The organism is uncultured Pseudokineococcus sp., assembly GCF_947495735.1.
GTDB lineage: Bacteria > Actinomycetota > Actinomycetes > Actinomycetales > Quadrisphaeraceae > Pseudokineococcus.
Genome location: NZ_CANMAA010000001.1, coordinates 371,931 through 387,622, shown reverse-complemented (window position 1 = coordinate 387,622; position 15,692 = coordinate 371,931). Strand labels below are relative to the sequence as shown.

Genomic DNA, 15,692 nt, shown 5'->3' with positions numbered 1-15,692 from the left:
ACCGGGGCGGGACCTGCGCGGAGCGACGACCTGCCAGGACCTCGGGGGCCCGGCGCCGCGGGGCCGCGGGCACCTCAGGCGTGGGCGCCCACCGGCACGCGGCCCCGGGAGTCCCCGGAGCCGTCCGTGATCCACTCCACGTCCGCGCCGATCGCCTCGAGCTTCTCGGCGAAGCGCTCGTAGCCGCGGTCGATGAGCTCGATGCCGGCCACCCGGGAGACGCCCGTCGCCGCGAGCGCCGCCACGAGGTAGCTGAAGCCGCCGCGCAGGTCGGGCACCACGATGTCGGCGCCGTGCAGCGGCGTCGGGCCGGAGATCGCCGCCGAGTGCCGGAACTGCGCCCCGCCGAAGCGGCACGGCGTGGAGCCCAGGCACTCCCGGTAGACCTGGATGCGGGCGCCCATCCCGCCGAGCGCCTCGGTGAAGCCGAAGCGGTTCTCGTACACCGTCTCGTGCACGATCGACAGCCCGTCCGCCTGCGTCAGCGCCACGACGAGCGGCTGCTGCCAGTCGGTCATGAAGCCGGGGTGGACGTCGGTCTCCAGCGCGATGGCCCGCAGCGGGCCGTCGGGGCTGAGGAACCGGATGCCGTCGTCGGTGACGTCGAACTCCCCGCCCACCTTCCGGAAGACGTTGAGGAACGTCATCATCTCGGGCTGCGTGGCGCCCTCGACGAAGACCTGGCCGCGCGTCGCCAGCGCCGCGCAGGCCCACGAGGCGGTCTCGATGCGGTCGGTGAGCGCCCGGTGGTCGTACCCCCGCAGGCGCTCCACGCCCTCGACGCGGATGGTGCGGTCGGTGTCGACGCCGATGATGGCGCCCATCTTCTGGAGGACGGCGACGAGGTCGAGGATCTCCGGCTCCGTCGCCGCCCCGTGCAGCTCGGTGAAGCCCTCGGCGCGGACCGCGGTGAGCAGCACCTGCTCCGTGGCCCCCACGCTCGGGTACGGCAGGTCGATGCGCGTGCCGCGCAGGCCGTTCGGCGCCGTGATGCGGATGCCGCCCTCACGCTTGTCCACCTGGGCGCCGAACTGGCGCAGCACGTCCAGGTGGTAGTTGATCGGCCGGTCGCCGATGCGGCAGCCGCCGAGGTCGGGGATGAACGCCTCGCCGAGACGGTGCACGAGCGGGCCGCAGAAGAGGATCGGGATGCGGCTCGCCCCGGCGTGGGCGTCGATGTCGGCCACGTGGGCGGACTCGACGTCCGTCGGGTCGAGCACCAGCACGCCGTCGTCGGGGCGGGACACGTCGACGCCGTGCAGGCCCAGCAGCCCCGTCACCACCGCCACGTCGCGGATCTCGGGGACGTTGCGCAGCACGCTCGGCGTCTCGCCGAGCAGCGCCGCGACCATGGCCTTCGACACGAAGTTCTTCGCCCCGCGGACGGCGACGCGGCCGTCCACCGGTCGTCCGCCTCGCACTGCCAGCACGTCGCCCATGGGCTCCAGACCTCCTGCCGGCGGCACCCGCGCGGCGCCGCCCCAGCCGACCATGATGCCCCGGGTGACGACGTGCCCGGTGCCACCGCACCTCCCGGGCGCGGCGCCGCGCCCGGGAGGTGCTCCCCGCCGGGCCTCGACGGCCGGTGCGGGGCGGCGTCAGGACTTCTTCTTGCCCTTCTTGCCGTCCTTCTTCTTGGTCTTCTTGCCGTCGTCGGCGTCCTTGGGGTCCTTCGACTCCTTGGCGTCCTTCGCCTTCTTGGGCTTGCTCCCCCTGCCGTCCGCCGACGACGAGGCGTCGGTCGAGGGCTCGTCCCCGGCGGCGTCCTCGACCGGGGCCGCCTCCTCGGGCGCGGCCGCAGCGGTGGAGCGGGAGGACTGCCGCGTGCGCCCGGCCGCCCCCTCGGCGAGCTCGACGCCCCCGCGGCGCGTCGTCACGGCGCGCACGGCCCCGCCCGCGGACGGGTCGGTCTGCTCGGCCTCCGGCATCGACGCCGGGTCGGAGACGTAGGCCCGGAAGGCGGTGCCCGGCTTGAACCGCGGCACGGAGGTCCCGGCGATCGGCACCGTCTCCCCGGTCCGGGGGTTGCGACCGGTCCGGGGGGCGCGGTCAGCCCGCTCGAAGGTGCCGAAGCCGCTGATGGCGACGCGCTCGCCGCGCGCGACGGCGCGGACGACGGAGTCGATCACGGCCTCCATCGCGTCGCTGGCGGCACGACGGCTGCCCAGCCGCTCCTCGAGGACGTCGACGAGCTCGCCCTTGTTCATGAGTCCTCCTGCGGCGCGGGATGACCCGACCGTCGGGCCCGTGCGCCTCCGGGCCGCACGCTAGGGCCCGCGAGGGTGGGCGCACCAGAGCCGAAGGGGTTCTGGGGCACGTGATCTGGCGATCCGGCCCCTGGGAGGGCTCCGAGGGACCCGGAGTGGTGACGCGCCGTGACCAGCCCTCGCGCAGAGGTGAGGCGCGGCGTCCGGCTACCGCTCGAGGAGGGTGCGCGGCTTCCAGGCGGGGCGCTGCTCCTCGAAGGCGTCGATGGCGCCGACGTCCCGGAGCGTCAGCCCCACGTCGTCGAGGCCCTCGAGCAGGCGCCAGCGCGTGTAGTCGTCGATCTGCAGCGGGGCGACGAGGTCTGCGCAGAGCACGACGCGCTCCCGGAGGTCCACGGTCACCTCGGTGCCGGGCCGGGCCTCCAGCTGCTTCCAGATCAGCTCCACGTCCTCCTGGGCCAGCTGGCCGGCGACGAGGCCCTGCTTGCCGGCGTTCCCGCGGAAGATGTCGGCGAAGCGCGAGGACAGCACGGCCCGGAAGCCGTAGTCCTTCAGCGCCCAGACGGCGTGCTCGCGCGAGGAGCCCGTCCCGAAGTCGGGCCCGGCCACCAGCACGCTCCCGGAGGAGTACGCCGGCTGGTTGAGCACGAAGGACGGGTCCTGGCGCCAGCCGGAGAAGAGGCCGTCCTCGAAGCCCGTGCGCGAGACGCGCTTGAGGTAGACGGCGGGGATGATCTGGTCGGTGTCGACGTCGCTGCGGCGCAGCGGCACGCCGACGCCGGTGTGACGGGTGACGGGGTCCACGGTCGCTCCTGGGCGGTTCGGTCCGGGCGGGCGGCGCCGGAGGGCAGGACGGGCGAGGGGGCGGGAGCCCCGCTCAGGCGGGCACGAGCGGCTGCGGGGCCTCGAGGTCGACCGGTGCCGACAGGGTGCCGCGCACGGCCGTGGCCGCGGCGACCAGCGGGGAGACCAGGTGCGTGCGCCCGCCCTTGCCCTGACGGCCCTCGAAGTTGCGGTTGGACGTGGACGCCGCCCGCTCCCCCGGCGCCAGCTGGTCCGGGTTCATGCCGAGGCACATCGAGCAGCCGGCGAAGCGCCACTCCGCGCCGAAGTCCGTGAAGACCCGGTCGAGGCCCTCGGCCTCGGCCTGCAGGCGCACGCGCGCGGAGCCGGGGACGACGAGCACGCGCACCCCGTCGGCCTTGCGCTGGCCGCGCACGACCTCCGCGGCGGCGCGCAGGTCCTCGATGCGGCCGTTGGTGCACGAGCCGATGAACACCGCGTCCACCGCGATGTCGCGCAGCGGCGTCCCGGGCACGAGATCCATGTACTCCAGGGCCCGGCGCGCCGCGGCGGCCTGGCTCTCCTCCATGGAGTCCGGGTCGGGCACCGCGCCGGACAGCGGCAGGCCCTGCCCGGGGTTCGTGCCCCACGTGACGAACGGCTGCAGCTCGGCCGCGTCCACCACGACCTCGGCGTCGAACTCGGCGTCCTCGTCGGTGGCGAGCGTGCGCCAGTGCGCGACGGCGGCGTCCCAGTCCTCACCCGTCGGGGCGTGGTCGCGGCCCTGCAGGTAGGCGAAGGTCGTCTCGTCCGGGGCGACCATCCCGGCGCGCGCGCCGGCCTCGATGGACATGTTGCAGATGGTCATCCGCGCCTCCATCGACAGCGCGCGGATGGCCGAGCCCCGGTACTCGAGCACGTACCCCTGGCCGCCGCCGGTCCCGATGCGGGCGATCACGGCGAGGATGACGTCCTTGGCCGTCGCGCCCTCGGGCAGCTCGCCCTCGACGGTGACGGCCATCGTCCTGGGGCGCGTCAGCGGCAGCGTCTGCGTGGCGAGCACGTGCTCGACCTCGCTGGTGCCGATGCCCATCGCCAGCGCGCCGAAGGCGCCGTGGGTGGAGGTGTGCGAGTCGCCGCAGACCACGGTCATGCCGGGCTGGGTCAGACCCAGCTGCGGGCCGACGACGTGGACGATGCCCTGCTCGGCGTCGCCGAGCGGGTGCAGCCGGACGCCGAACTCGGCGCAGTTGCGCCGCAGCGTCTCGATCTGGGTCCGGCTCGTCGGGTCGGCGATCGGCTTGTCGATGTCGAGGGTCGGGGTGTTGTGGTCCTCGGTGGCGATCGTGAGGTCGCGGCGCCGGAGGGTGCGCCCCTCGAGCCGGAGGCCCTCGAAGGCCTGCGGCGAGGTGACCTCGTGCAGGAGGTGGAGGTCGATGTACAGCAGGTCGGGCTCGCCGTCGCCGCCACGGCGCACCACGTGCTCGTCCCACACCTTCTCGGCCAGGGTCCGGCCCATCTCGTCCTCCGATCGGGCGCCGTTCGGCGCCGCTGCTGAAGCTCCTGCGCGGGACCGGCCGGCACCGCCCCGGTCCGGGGCGCCCGACCCTCCCGCCGCTCCGGGCGGGAGACTTGCGATCTCACAGTGAGAGACGGCAATATCGTCCTATGGACAAGTCTAGCGGAGTCGGCGTGCTCGACAAGGCCGCCGCCGTCCTCGCCGCGCTCGAGGCCGGCCCCGCCAGCCTCGCCCAGCTCGTGGCGGCCACGGGGCTCGCGCGGCCGACGGCGCACCGCCTCGCCGTCGCCCTCGAGCACCACCGCCTCGTGGGTCGGGACATGCAGGGGCGCTTCGTCCTCGGACCCCGCCTCCCCGAGCTGGCCTCGGCCGCCGGCGAGGACCGCCTGATCGCCGCCGCCGGCCCCGCCCTGGCCACGCTGCGCGACCACACCGGCGAGAGCGCGTCGCTCTTCCGCCGCCAGGGCGACGCCCGCGTGTGCGTCGCCGCCGCCGAGCTGCCGATGGGCCTGCGCGACTCCGTGCCGGTGGGCGCGACGCTGTCGATGCTCGCCGGCTCGGCGGCCCAGGTCCTCCTCGCCTGGGAGGAGCCCGACCGGCTCCACCGCGGCCTGCAGGGCGCCCGCTTCACCGCGACGGTGCTCTCCGGCGTCCGCCGCCGCGGGTGGGCGCAGAGCATCGGCGAGCGCGAGGCCGGCGTCGCCTCCGTCTCGGCGCCCGTCCGCGGGCCCGCCGGGCGCGTCGTCGCCGCCGTCTCGATCTCGGGGCCCCTGCAGCGCCTCACGCGCCAGCCCGGCCGCCTGCACGCCGCCGCCGTCGTCACGACGGCGCAGCGCCTGTCCGAGGCCCTCAAGCGCGCCGAGGCCTGACGACGGTCGTCGCGGGTGGGTCCCGCGGCGACCGTCCGCGCCTCCGCGCGCCACGGCCCTCCGGGCCGTCGCCTGGCCTCGCGGTGGAGGAGGGGCTTCCTCGGCACTGTGTCGACACCTTGCCGCGATGGAGGGGCTTCCTCGGCACTGTGTCGGCACCGTGCCGCGATGGAGGGGCCGCCCTTGGCACTGTGTCGGCACCGTGCCGCGATGGAGGGGCCACCCTTGGCACTGTGTCGACACCCGGCCGCGATGGACGGACTTCCTCGGCACTGTGTCGACACCTTGCCGTGGTGGAGGGGCTTCCTCGGCACTGTGTCGGCACCATGCCGCGATGGAGGGGTTCCCTCGGCACTGTGTCGGCACCATGCCGCGATGGAGGGGTTCCCTCGGCACTGTATCGACACCTTGCGGTGGTGGAGGGGCCTCCTCGGCACTGTGTCGGCATTCTGCCGCGGTCGAGGGGCTTCCTCGGCACCGTGTCGGCACGTCGCCGCGGTGGTCCGCCGATGTGGCCACGTCGGGGTCGACACCCGACGCTGGGACAGCCCGCGACCAGCTCCAGGAGGACGCCGCCCGGAGCGACGAGCGTCATCCGGCACGCACGCTCACGACGTCTTGGACGACGAAGCGGCCCGGTCCCCCGCAGGGGACCGGGCCGCTCGATGTAGCCCCGACCGGATTCGAACCGGCGCTACCGCCTTGAGAGGGCGGCGTGCTAGGCCGCTACACAACGGGGCCATGTCGTTCGCTCTGGTGCGAACAGGTGGTGCGGGTCGTGCGCTGGGGTACCAGGACTCGAACCTAGACTAACTGGACCAGAACCAGTCGTGCTGCCAATTACACCATACCCCACCGGGGTACCACGCTGGCCGCGTGGCCGAGCGCCTTACCGAGAGAGGACAGTACCGGTGCTGAGCCCCGAGCCAAAATCGGCTCCCGTCCTCGGCCCGGACCGACTCAGCCCGGGCGCCCGCCGGCTGGCGACGCCGGCCGGCGGGCTGCGGGCTGCGGCCGACGGGCTGCGGCTCAGCCCAGCCGACGCCGCAGCGCGGCGATGCGGAGCATCGAGCTCTCCCGGCCGAGGAGCTCCAGGGACTCGAACAGCGGCGGCGAGATGCGCCGACCGGTCACCGCCGTGCGCAGGGGGCCGAAGGCGAACTTCGGCTTGACGCCCAGCCCGTCGACGACGGCGGCGCGCAGGGCCGACTCGACGGCCGCCGCGTCCCAGTCCACGAGGTCCACGAGCGCCGCGGCGGAGGCGTCGAGCACGTCCGCCGCCTCGGGGCGCAGCGCGCCGAGGGCGTCCTCCTCCACGACCAGCTCCTCGTCGGGCACAAGGAGGAAGCCGAGCATCCCCGGGGCCTCGGAGAGCACGGCCATGCGCGTCTGGACCAGGGGCACCGCCCCCTCCAGCAGGCGGCGCTGCGCCGGCGTCGGGTCGCCGTCCAGCAGCCCGGCCGACCGCAGGTGCGGCAGGACGCGGTCGAGCAGCACCTCCGGCGCCAGCATCCGCAGGTGGTCGCCGTTGAGGGCCTCGGCCTTCTTCTGGTCCCACCGGGCCGGGTTGGCGCCGATGTCGCGGACGTCGAAGGCCTCGACGAGCTCCTCGCGCGTGAAGACGTCGCGGTCCGGCGCGATGGACCAGCCCAGCAGCGCCAGGTAGTTGACCATCCCCTCCGGCAGGAGGCCCCGCTCGCGGTGCAGGAACAGGTCCGACTCCGGGTCGCGCTTGCTGAGCTTGCGGTTGCCCTCGCCCAGCACGAGCGGCAGGTGGCCGAACTGCGGGACCCGCTGGGAGAGGCCCATCTCCACGAGAGCGCGGTGCAGCACCACCTGGCGCGGCGTCGAGGAGAGCAGGTCCTCCCCGCGCAGCACGTGGGTGATGCCCATGACGCCGTCGTCGACGGGGTTGACCAGCGTGTACAGCGGCTGGCCGTTGGCGCGCACGACGACGAAGTCGGGCACCGAGCCGGCGGGGAACACGACCTCGCCGCGCACCAGGTCGCTCACGACGACGTCCTCGTCCGGCATCCGCACGCGCAGGACGGGCTCGCGCCCCTGGTCGCGGAAGGCCTGCACCTGGGCGGGCGTGAGGTCGCGGTCGAAGCCGTCGTAGCCGAGCTTGGGGTCGCGGCCGGCGGCGCGGTGGCGCTCCTCGACCTCCTCCGGCGTCGACCACGACTCGTAGGCGTAGCCCTCCTCGAGGAGGCGGCGGGCGACGTCGGCGTACAGGTCGCGGCGCTCGCTCTGCCGGTAGGGGGCGTGCGGGCCGCCGACGCCGGGGCCCTCGTCGTAGTCGAGGCCCAGCCACGCCAGGCCCTCGACGATGGCGTCCATCGACTCCTGGCTGTCCCGCGCGGCGTCGGTGTCCTCGACGCGGAACACGAAGGTGCCGCCCGTGTGCCGCGCGTAGGCCCAGTTGAAGAGCGCGGCGCGCATGACCCCGACGTGCGGGGTGCCGGTGGGCGAGGGGCAGAAGCGCACGCGCACGTCGGCACCGGTCGCCTCGGCGAGGCCGGTGGCCGTCGCGGCGCGCGGGGACGCGCCGGAGCCGGTGGTAGCGCTCATCGGGACACCACCGGGTTGCTCAGGGTGCCGATGCCCTCGATCTCGACGTCGACCCGCTGGCCGGCGGAGAGCAGCCCGACGCCCGCCGGGGTGCCGGTGAGGATGACGTCGCCCGGCAGCAGCGTGAAGGCGGCGGAGACGGCGGCCACGAGGTCGGGGACGTCGAAGACCATGTCGGAGGTGCGCCCGTCCTGGACGAGCTCGCCGTCCAGCCGGGTGCGCAGGGCCAGGTCGGCGGGGTCGAGGTCGGTGCTGATCCACGGCCCGAGCGGGCAGGAGGAGTCGAAGCCCTTGGCGCGGGCCCACTGGCCGTCGCTCTGCTGGGCGTCGCGGGCCGTCACGTCGTTGGCGCAGGTGTAGCCGTAGACCACCTCGCGCACCCGCTCGCGCGGCACGTCCTTGCAGAGGCGGCCGATGACGACGGCCAGCTCCCCCTCGTAGGACACCTGCTCGGAGAACGAGGGCAGCACCACCGGGTCGTCGGGGCCGACGACGGCCGTGTTGGGCACCAGGAACATCAGGGGCTTGCTGGGGAGCTCGTTGCCCATCTCGCGCGCGTGGTCGCGGTAGTTGCGGCCGATCCCGACCACCTTGCTGCGGGGGATGATCGGGGCCAGCAGGCGGACCTCGTCGAGGCCCACCACGGCGCCGGTCGGGGTCAGCTTCGTGTACAGCGGATCACCGCCGACCACGTGCAGGCGCTCCTCCCCCGGCTCGCCCTCCACGAACCCGTAGCTGATGTCGTCGTCCCGGGTGAACCTCGCGATGCGCACGCCCGCGAGCGTATCGAGGACGGCGACGGGCGCCCCGCGGCCGCAGGGGGCGCCCGGCGGGGCACCTACCGTGGTGGCGTGCCGACCACCGCCCCGACCGACCCGGTCCAGACCGTCGGGGCCCCGTCCGTCCGGGCCGAGGACGAGTGGCTCCCGGAGGCCGAGGCCCACCGCGAGCGCGTCGAGGCGCTGACCGCCGGCCACCGCGAGCGGGCGAGCGCGGGCGAGCCGCACCCCGTGGAGGACTTCCTCTTCTCCTACTACCGCTTCCGCCCCGGCCAGCTGGCTCGCTGGCACCCCGGCGCCGGCGTCGTGCTCCTCGGCGGCGCCGCGCGCGAGCGGCTCGACTGGCGCGGGTACGCCGCCTGGACGGCCGACGACGGACGCGAGGGCGTCGTCGTCGACCCGGCCGCGGTCGCCGCCTCGCAGAGCCGGCGGCTGGGGCACGTGCGCGACGTCGTCGCCGCCACGCGGGGCCGCACCCCCGAGCTCGGCTGCTTCGGCCTGCACGAGTGGGCGATGGTGCACGGCTCGGCGTCCGACCCCTCGGTGCTGCGCCACGAGCGCCAGCCCCTGCGCCTGGGCGCGGCGGGCACCGACGCCGTCGTCGAGGAGGGCGCCCGGCGGGGGTGGCTGCGCTGCACCCACGTCGACGCGTTCCGCTTCTACCCGCCGAGCGCCGTCGCGCTGAGCCCGCTGGAGCCGACGCGGGAGACCCAGCCGGCCCTCGAGCAGCCCGGGTGCCTGCACGCCGGGATGGACCTCTACCGGGCGGCGTTCCTGCTCGTCCCGCTGGCGCCGTCGTCGCTGGTGCTCGAGGCCTTCCTCCACGCGCGCGCCATCCGGGAGCTGGACATGCGCGCCTCGCCCTACGACCTGAGCCGCTACGGGCGCGAGCCGGTCCGCGTGGAGACCGCCGAGGGCCGCGCGCAGTACGCCGCCGAGCAGCGCGCCCTGGCCGCCCGCGGGCAGCTGCTGCGCGACGCCCTGCTCCCCCTGCTCGACGCCGTCGTCACCGACGGCTGAGGAGGTGGTGGACGCAGGACGCGGTCAGCCGCGTCCCGCGTCCAGACGCGCCCGCGGGCGAGCAGGCTCAGACCAGCCGGTGCATCCAGCCGTGGGCGTCCTCGGCGCGGCCCTGCTGGACGTCGGTGAGCCGCTGGCGGATCGCGGCGGTGACCTCGCCCGTGCCGCCGTCGCCGGGCACCGAGCGGCGGTCGGGCTCGACGAGCGCCCCGACGGGCGTGACGACGGCGGCTGTGCCGCAGGCGAACACCTCGGTGATGCGCCCGGACTCGCAGCCCTCGCGCCACTCCGCGACGTCGATCCGGCGCTCCACGACGTCGTGCCCGAGGTCACGCGCGATCTGCAGCACCGACGAGCGGGTGACGCCCTCGAGGATCGTGCCGGTGAGCGCCGGCGTCACCACGGTGCCGTCGTCGAGGACGAAGAAGAGGTTCATGCCGCCGAGCTCCTCGACCCAGCGGTGCTCGACCGCGTCGAGGAAGGCGACCTGGTCGCAGCCGTGCGCAGCGGCCTCGGCCTGGGCCTGCAGGCTCGCGGCGTAGTTGCCGCCGCACTTGGCGGCGCCGGTGCCCCCCGGTGCGGCCCGGCTGTACTCCTGGGACAGCCAGATCGAGACCGGGGTGATCTCCCCGCCGCCGAAGTAGGAGCCCGCCGGCGAGGCGATGACGAGGTAGGTCACCTCGGTCGCCGGCCGCACGCCGAGGAAGCTCTCGGAGGCGAACATGAAGGGGCGCAGGTACAGGCTGTTCTCCCCGCCGGCGGGCACCCAGTCGACGTCCGCGGCGACCAGCTGCTCGACGGACCGCACGAAGGCGTCCTCGGGCAGTACCGGCAGCGCGAGGCGGCGCGCGGAAGCGGCGAAGCGGCGGGCGTTGGCCTCGGGGCGGAAGGCCCACACGGAGCCGTCGGCGTGCCGGTAGGCCTTGAGGCCCTCGAAGACCTCCTGCGCGTAGTGCAGGACGGCGGCGGCCGGGCTGAGGGTGATGGGGCCGTGCGCGAGGACGGCGTCCTGGCCCCAGCCCTCGGGCGTCCACACGGCGCGGGCCATGTGGTCGGTGAAGTGCTTGCCGAAGCCGGGGTTCGCCAGCACCTCCGCGCGCTCGGCCTCCGGCAGCCGGGGGACGCCCGTCGCGACCGCGAAGTCGAGGCGGACGTCCTGGCTGCCCGCGGTGGGGACGCCCGCGGTCGAGGAGGCGGGGGCGTCCGGCGCCGACACCGCCGAGGGCGCGCCGCCCCCGGCCGTGGCGGAGGGGGTGCTCGTGTCGCTGGCCATGGCCGTCACCGTAGCGCCGAGCGCCGGCCCGGCCGAGGGGCTCTCAGGCCAGGGCGCCGGCGATCGCGTCACCGATCTGCGCCGTGGTCCGCGTCGGACCGCCGGCGCGCGCCGCCAGGTCGGCCCCGACCGCGTCGACGACCCGCCCGGCGGCGCCCGGGTGGCCGAGGTGCTCCAGGAGCAGCGCGACGGACAGGACGGCGGCCGTCGGGTCGGCCCTCCCCGTGCCCGCGATGTCGGGCGCCGAGCCGTGGACGGGCTCGAACATGCTCGGCGCCTCGCGCGTCGGGTTGACGTTGCCCGACGCCGCGAGCCCGATGCCCCCGGTGACGGCGGCGGCGAGGTCGGTGACGATGTCGCCGAAGAGGTTGTCGGTCACGACGACGTCGAAGCGCGCCGGGTCGGTGACCAGGAAGATCATCGCGGCGTCGACGTGGAGGTAGTCGGTCGTGACCTCCGGGAAGTCCGCCCCGACGGCCTCGACCGTGCGGCGCCACAGGTCGCCGGCGTAGGCCAGGACGTTGTGCTTGTGCAGGAGGGTCAGCCGCTTGCGCGGCCGGGCCTGCGCACGGGCGAAGGCGTCGCGCACCACGCGCTCGACGCCGAAGGCGGTGTTGACGCTGACCTCGGTGGCGACCTCGTGCGGCGTCCCGACGCGCAGGGCGCCGCCGTTGCCCGTGTACGGGCCCTCAGTGCCCTCGCGGACCACGACGAAGTCGATGTCCCCGGGCTCGGCGAGCGGCGAAGCCACACCCGGGAGCAGCCGGCTGGGGCGCAGGTTCACGTACTGGTCGAGCTCGAAGCGCAGGCGCAGCAGCAGGCCGCGCTCGAGGACGCCGCTCGGGACGCCGGGGTCACCGACGGCGCCCAGCAGGATCGCGTCGTGCCCGCGGATCTCCTCGAGGGCGCGCTCGGGCAGGGTCTCCCCCGTCGCGTGCCAGCGCCGGGCACCGAGGTCGTACTCGGTGCGCTCCACCGAGACCCCGAGCTCGCCGGCGACCACGTCGAGGACCTTCAGCCCCTCGGCGACCACCTCCGGGCCGATGCCGTCGCCCGCCACCACTGCCAGCCGAACCGTCTCCGCCATGCGCGCGAGGCTAGTGAGCCGTCCCGCCCCTCAGGACTCGCGTCCCGGCGAGCGGACGCCCCGGCCGGTGCTCTCCAGGACGAGGCGCACCGTCTCCGCGGGCTGGTCCCACATCGGGAAGTGCCCGCAGGAGTCGAACCGGTGCAGCTGCGCGTCCGGGAAGCGCTCGGTGGCGACGGCCGCCTGGCTCGGGGTGACGACGCGGTCCTGGCGGCCCCAGCCGAGGACGACCCGCCCCGGCGTCCCACCGGCCGGTGCGCCCTCCTGCGGCGGCCCGTGGACGAGGGCGCTGAGCAGCGCGTCGTAGCTGGGTGCCGCGGCCCAGCCCCGGAGCTCGCGCAGCACCAGGTCCGGCGGCAGCGCCCACGGGCGGGGGCTGAGCTGCGCCAGCAGCGCCGAGCGCGTCACCGGGTTGCCCAGCAGCACGGGCAGGACCGGCCGGATCGCTCGGACGAGCCGGATGGACGCCCCGATGGTGGCCCCGAAGACGGCCACCTGGCGACGGTTCCAGAAGCCGCCCGGGTCGAGCGCCACCACGTCCCCGCCCACGCCGCGGCGGGCGAGCTCCAGCACCAGCCGCGCGCCGACCGAGCTGCCCACGAGGTCGGCGTCGCGCAGCCCCTGCTCCTCCAGGAAGGAGACCAGGGCGTCGGCGAGGGTGGCGATCGACACCTCGCCCTCCAGCGGCGGCGTGTCGCCGAACCCGGGCAGGTCGAGCGCGACGACCTCGCGGTGGGCGGCCAGGCCGGGCAGGACCGGGTCCCAGCTGCGCCAGGTGGACCCGAGGCCGTGCACGAGGACGAGAGGCTCGCCGGCGCCGCGGCGCTCGTGGTGGAGGTGCATGGTTGAGCCTTGCACGATCTCGCCGGACAGGCATCTGCGCGCTCCTCCTCGGCGGGGCGGGTCCTCCTCGGCGGAGCGGGCACCTGCCCGCTCGGCCCCCGGACGCGCGATGCTGGCGCCATGCCCGTCGTGAAGATCAACGCCATCGAGGTGCCCGAGGGCGCCGGACCCGAGCTCGAGCGCCGCTTCGCCGCCCGTCTGGGCGCCGTGGACGGCACCCCGGGCTTCCTCGGCTTCGAGCTGCTGCGCCCGACCGCGGGCGAGGAGCGCTACTTCGTCCTCACGCGCTGGGAGGACGACGCGTCCTTCCGCGCCTGGAGCGAGGGCGGCGACGCGGCGCGCGCCCACGGCGGCGAGCGCGCGAAGCCGGTGGCGACGGGCGCGAGCCTGCTGGAGTTCGAGGTCGTCGACCTCGCCGGGACGGCGTCCGAGCCGTCATGAGCAGCACCGGCGGGGCGCCGCCCCGCCGGCGGCGCGCCGGCGTCGAGCCGGCCGTGGGGGCCGCCGCGGGCGTCGTCGTCTGGCTGGTCTGGCTCGGCTGGGACCGCTCCCCCTCCCGCGACGTCGTCACCGGCACGGTGCAGGACCCCTACGTCACGCTGCAGGTGCTCGGCTGCGCCGCGACCACCGGCGTCGTCGCGGCGCTGCTGGCGGCGCGACGCCACCCCGTGCTCGCACCGCTCGGCCTCGCCGGCGGCTCCTGGGTCGCCTGGACCACGTGGGCCGCCGCGACGTCGGGCTCCCCGCTCTTCGCCGTCGGCGCCGTGCTGCTGGGCGCGGGGCTGGCGGTCGGCGTCAGCGTCTCGGCGCTCGTCGGCTGGGGCCTCGCCCGTGCGGCGAGCCGGCGCCGCCCGTCCCGCGCCGGCTGACCCGCCCTCCTGCCCGGCGGCCTGCGTGAGACGCGGGCCCGCGAGGCCAGTCCCTGCGCAGGGAGCACTGGTGCGGGGAGCACCTGCGCAGGGACCGTGGCGCTCAGGACCAGCGGTGCGCGACGTCGACGACGAGGCGGGAGCCGTCGCCCGGGCCGTCCAGGACGAAGGCCCGGAAGGGCAGCCGCGCCCGGACGCCGAGCCCGAGGTCGGTCGTGCCCTCGAAGCTCCCCGCGAGGGCGACCTGGCGGAAGGTGCGGTACCCGGCCACGTCGACGAGCTCGTCGGGATCAGCGGGCTCGTAGGTGGCGCTGCCGTCCTCGACGTCGTAGGTCGGGACGTACGGGACGACCTGGAGGGCGGCGCCCCCGCGCAGCGGGACGACGTCGCCGCTGCCGGGGCGTCGCACCTGGTCGACGTAGGCCACGAAGTAGCCCTCCACGTCGCCGTCGACGTCGACGACGAGGCGGTCGAAGCAGCCGTGCCGGCCGGCGCGGACGTCCTCGACGACGCCCGTGGCCGGCTCGGTGACCTGCTCGGGGAGCGAGCCCCAGCGGATGCCGCAGGAGGGGGCTGCCGCCGCTGGGGCGGCGGTCGGCGCCAGGAGCGCGGCGCCGAGGAGGAGGGCGAGGAGTGCTGTGGGAGCTCTCATGACCGATGTCCCTTCCCATCACCGGATCGGTGCAGGACTCCCCGTCGAGCCCTGCGGGACGACGCTACGCGCGGGCAGCGCCTCGCGGCACGACTTCTCGACCAGCGCCCTGTGGGCCTCACCACACCCAGGTGGTGGAGCGGTCGACGTCGAGGCGAGGCCCGGGGTCAGGACGTCTGCTCGATGAGCAGCCGTCGCACCTCGGCGGCGGCGCGCCCGAGCGGGACGTCCTTGCGGTGGGCGACGCCGACGGTCCGGTGCAGGGACGGCCCGCGCAGCGGCGTCCACCGCAGCGCCCCGCCCGCGCCGTCGACGACGGTGCGCGGCAGCACCGCGGCCCCCACCCCGGCGCGCACCAGCGCCACGACGACGTCGAGCTCGCCGCCGTCGGCGACGACCCGCGGCTCGACCCCCGCCGCAGCGCAGGCGGCGAGCGCCGTCGCGCGCAGGTCGTAGCCCTCCCCCGGGAGCACGAGCCCGACCTCGGCGAGGTCCTCGGGACCGGCGCTGGGCCCCGGCACCGGGGCCGGCGAGCCGGCGGCGCTGGCCAGGACGAGCGCGTCCCGCAGCAGCGGCGTCGTCGCCAGCGCGCCGCCGTGCGCGGCCACCGGCAGGACGACGACGGCGAGGTCGAGGGCGCCCACGGCCAGCTGCTCGACGAGGTCCCGCGACCCCGCCTCGGCGAGCCGGAGCAGGACGCCGGGGTGCGCGTCGTGGAAGCGGCGGAGCACCGGCGGCAGCAGCGCCGTGCCGGCGCTCGGCGTGGCGCCGACCCGCAGGACGCCGGTCTCCAAGCCGCGCACGCGGCGCATCTCGGCGGCCGCGGCCTCCGCGTCGGCGAGGATCCGCCGCGCGTAGGGCAGGAGGCGCTCCCCCGCCTCGGTCGGCCGCACGGCGCCGCGCTGTCGGTGCAGCAGCGGGCCCCCGACCTCGCGCTCCAGGCCGCGCACCTGCGCGGACAGCGACGGCTGGGCCAGGTGCAGGCGCTGGGCGGCGCGCGTGAAGTGGCGCTCGTCGACGACGGCGACGAAGCAGGCGAGCTGCTGCAGCTGCACGCGCCGACGGTAGCCCTGTCGCCGTCGTCGATAGGCACTCGCGATCGGACCGAGTCGCTCGATCGTCGACCGAGAGGGCGTAGCGCCCTACTCTGGGGGCACTCGAGGTGGACCCCGCGCGCAGGCCGCGTGGCAGACCCGCCCGCCGCACGACCGAGAGGTGGC

At 75.7% G+C, this 15,692-nt stretch carries 15 protein-coding genes and 2 tRNA genes; 4 read left to right on the top strand and 13 right to left on the bottom strand.

Annotation, left to right across the window (positions count from 1 at the left end):
• Positions 1 to 74: 74 nt before the first annotated feature.
• From murA to leuC, 4 genes are all read right to left on the bottom strand, one after another.
• Positions 75 to 1,439: a UDP-N-acetylglucosamine 1-carboxyvinyltransferase gene (gene murA, locus Q0848_RS01580; protein WP_299033830.1), complete on the bottom strand. Its 1,365-nt coding sequence runs from the start codon at positions 1,437 to 1,439 to the stop codon at positions 75 to 77.
• 159 nt (positions 1,440 to 1,598) lie between these two features.
• A complete protein-coding gene (locus tag Q0848_RS01575) occupies positions 1,599 to 2,207 on the bottom strand; it encodes an HU family DNA-binding protein (RefSeq protein WP_299033827.1) in 609 nt (202 codons plus the stop codon).
• Between the two features lie 207 nt (positions 2,208 to 2,414).
• Positions 2,415 to 3,011 carry a 3-isopropylmalate dehydratase small subunit gene (leuD, locus tag Q0848_RS01570; protein ID WP_299033824.1) on the bottom strand — a complete coding sequence of 199 codons (597 nt, stop codon included), beginning with the start codon at positions 3,009 to 3,011 and terminating at the stop codon, positions 2,415 to 2,417.
• A gap of 73 nt (positions 3,012 to 3,084) precedes the next feature.
• A complete protein-coding gene (gene leuC / locus Q0848_RS01565; protein WP_299033821.1) occupies positions 3,085 to 4,509 on the bottom strand; it encodes a 3-isopropylmalate dehydratase large subunit in 1,425 nt (474 codons plus the stop codon).
• A 149-nt stretch (positions 4,510 to 4,658) separates the two neighbouring features.
• On the opposite strand from leuC, the gene Q0848_RS01560 reads away from it, so the two are divergent.
• Positions 4,659 to 5,378: an IclR family transcriptional regulator gene (locus tag Q0848_RS01560; RefSeq protein WP_299033818.1), complete on the top strand. Its 720-nt coding sequence runs from the start codon at positions 4,659 to 4,661 to the stop codon at positions 5,376 to 5,378.
• Between the two features lie 668 nt (positions 5,379 to 6,046).
• Here Q0848_RS01560 and Q0848_RS01555 read toward each other — a convergent pair.
• From Q0848_RS01555 to Q0848_RS01540, 4 genes are all read right to left on the bottom strand, one after another.
• Positions 6,047 to 6,119, bottom strand: a tRNA-Glu gene (locus tag Q0848_RS01555).
• A 42-nt stretch (positions 6,120 to 6,161) separates the two neighbouring features.
• Positions 6,162 to 6,233 (bottom strand) — tRNA-Gln (locus Q0848_RS01550).
• 174 nt (positions 6,234 to 6,407) lie between these two features.
• A complete protein-coding gene (gene gltX, locus Q0848_RS01545) occupies positions 6,408 to 7,949 on the bottom strand; it encodes a glutamate--tRNA ligase (RefSeq protein ID WP_299033815.1) in 1,542 nt (513 codons plus the stop codon).
• Positions 7,946 to 8,722, bottom strand: coding sequence for a fumarylacetoacetate hydrolase family protein (locus Q0848_RS01540; protein ID WP_299033812.1), 777 nt, complete (start codon positions 8,720 to 8,722; stop codon positions 7,946 to 7,948). The genes gltX and Q0848_RS01540 overlap by 4 nt, the downstream gene beginning before the upstream one ends.
• Positions 8,723 to 8,800: 78 nt before the next feature.
• Here Q0848_RS01540 and Q0848_RS01535 point away from each other — a divergent pair, with 78 nt between their 5' ends.
• Positions 8,801 to 9,748, top strand: a complete 948-nt coding sequence (locus Q0848_RS01535; protein ID WP_299033810.1) for a 3-methyladenine DNA glycosylase — start codon at positions 8,801 to 8,803, stop codon at positions 9,746 to 9,748.
• 67 nt (positions 9,749 to 9,815) lie between these two features.
• Here the strand turns inward: Q0848_RS01535 and Q0848_RS01530 are convergent, their stop codons facing one another.
• Genes Q0848_RS01530 through Q0848_RS01520 form a run of 3 tightly spaced genes read right to left on the bottom strand, consistent with a single transcriptional unit; the run spans position 9,816 to position 12,951 of the window.
• Positions 9,816 to 11,021: a branched-chain amino acid aminotransferase gene (locus tag Q0848_RS01530; RefSeq protein WP_299033807.1), complete on the bottom strand. Its 1,206-nt coding sequence runs from the start codon at positions 11,019 to 11,021 to the stop codon at positions 9,816 to 9,818.
• Between the two features lie 43 nt (positions 11,022 to 11,064).
• Positions 11,065 to 12,108, bottom strand: coding sequence for a 3-isopropylmalate dehydrogenase (locus tag Q0848_RS01525; protein WP_299033805.1), 1,044 nt, complete (start codon positions 12,106 to 12,108; stop codon positions 11,065 to 11,067).
• Positions 12,109 to 12,138: 30 nt separating this feature from the next.
• Complete coding sequence (locus Q0848_RS01520; protein ID WP_299033802.1) at positions 12,139 to 12,951, bottom strand: alpha/beta fold hydrolase; 813 nt, start codon at positions 12,949 to 12,951, stop codon at positions 12,139 to 12,141.
• Positions 12,952 to 13,071: 120 nt separating this feature from the next.
• Between Q0848_RS01520 and Q0848_RS01515 the strand changes: the two genes are divergently transcribed.
• Positions 13,072 to 13,392 carry an antibiotic biosynthesis monooxygenase gene (locus Q0848_RS01515; RefSeq protein ID WP_299033799.1) on the top strand — a complete coding sequence of 107 codons (321 nt, stop codon included), beginning with the start codon at positions 13,072 to 13,074 and terminating at the stop codon, positions 13,390 to 13,392.
• Positions 13,389 to 13,820: a hypothetical protein gene (locus Q0848_RS01510; RefSeq protein WP_299033796.1), complete on the top strand. Its 432-nt coding sequence runs from the start codon at positions 13,389 to 13,391 to the stop codon at positions 13,818 to 13,820. The genes Q0848_RS01515 and Q0848_RS01510 overlap by 4 nt, the downstream gene beginning before the upstream one ends.
• Positions 13,821 to 13,923: 103 nt before the next feature.
• On the opposite strand, the gene Q0848_RS01505 is transcribed toward Q0848_RS01510, so the two are convergent.
• Together Q0848_RS01505 and Q0848_RS01500 are read right to left on the bottom strand one after the other, a co-directional pair.
• Positions 13,924 to 14,472 carry a hypothetical protein gene (locus Q0848_RS01505; protein WP_299033793.1) on the bottom strand — a complete coding sequence of 183 codons (549 nt, stop codon included), beginning with the start codon at positions 14,470 to 14,472 and terminating at the stop codon, positions 13,924 to 13,926.
• 167 nt (positions 14,473 to 14,639) lie between these two features.
• The gene (locus Q0848_RS01500; RefSeq protein ID WP_299033790.1) at positions 14,640 to 15,527 is read right to left on the bottom strand and encodes a LysR family transcriptional regulator; all 888 of its coding nucleotides are present in this window, start codon (positions 15,525 to 15,527) and stop codon (positions 14,640 to 14,642) included.
• Positions 15,528 to 15,692 lie beyond the last annotated feature (165 nt).

What these genes read in the sequence shown, in the direction of transcription:
- Q0848_RS01515 (WP_299033799.1), top strand. Translation starts at nt 13,072, where the DNA reads ATGCCCGTCGTGAAGATCAACGCCATCGAGGTGCCCGAGGGCGCCGGA.
- Q0848_RS01530 (WP_299033807.1), bottom strand. Translation starts at nt 11,021, where the DNA reads ATGGCCAGCGACACGAGCACCCCCTCCGCCACGGCCGGGGGCGGCGCG.
- murA (WP_299033830.1), bottom strand. Translation starts at nt 1,439, where the DNA reads ATGGGCGACGTGCTGGCAGTGCGAGGCGGACGACCGGTGGACGGCCGC.
- Q0848_RS01505 (WP_299033793.1), bottom strand. Translation starts at nt 14,472, where the DNA reads ATGAGAGCTCCCACAGCACTCCTCGCCCTCCTCCTCGGCGCCGCGCTC.
- Q0848_RS01525 (WP_299033805.1), bottom strand. Translation starts at nt 12,108, where the DNA reads ATGGCGGAGACGGTTCGGCTGGCAGTGGTGGCGGGCGACGGCATCGGC.
- Q0848_RS01560 (WP_299033818.1), top strand. Translation starts at nt 4,659, where the DNA reads ATGGACAAGTCTAGCGGAGTCGGCGTGCTCGACAAGGCCGCCGCCGTC.
- Q0848_RS01510 (WP_299033796.1), top strand. Translation starts at nt 13,389, where the DNA reads ATGAGCAGCACCGGCGGGGCGCCGCCCCGCCGGCGGCGCGCCGGCGTC.
- Q0848_RS01575 (WP_299033827.1), bottom strand. Translation starts at nt 2,207, where the DNA reads ATGAACAAGGGCGAGCTCGTCGACGTCCTCGAGGAGCGGCTGGGCAGC.
- gltX (WP_299033815.1), bottom strand. Translation starts at nt 7,949, where the DNA reads ATGAGCGCTACCACCGGCTCCGGCGCGTCCCCGCGCGCCGCGACGGCC.
- Q0848_RS01520 (WP_299033802.1), bottom strand. Translation starts at nt 12,951, where the DNA reads ATGCACCTCCACCACGAGCGCCGCGGCGCCGGCGAGCCTCTCGTCCTC.
- leuC (WP_299033821.1), bottom strand. Translation starts at nt 4,509, where the DNA reads ATGGGCCGGACCCTGGCCGAGAAGGTGTGGGACGAGCACGTGGTGCGC.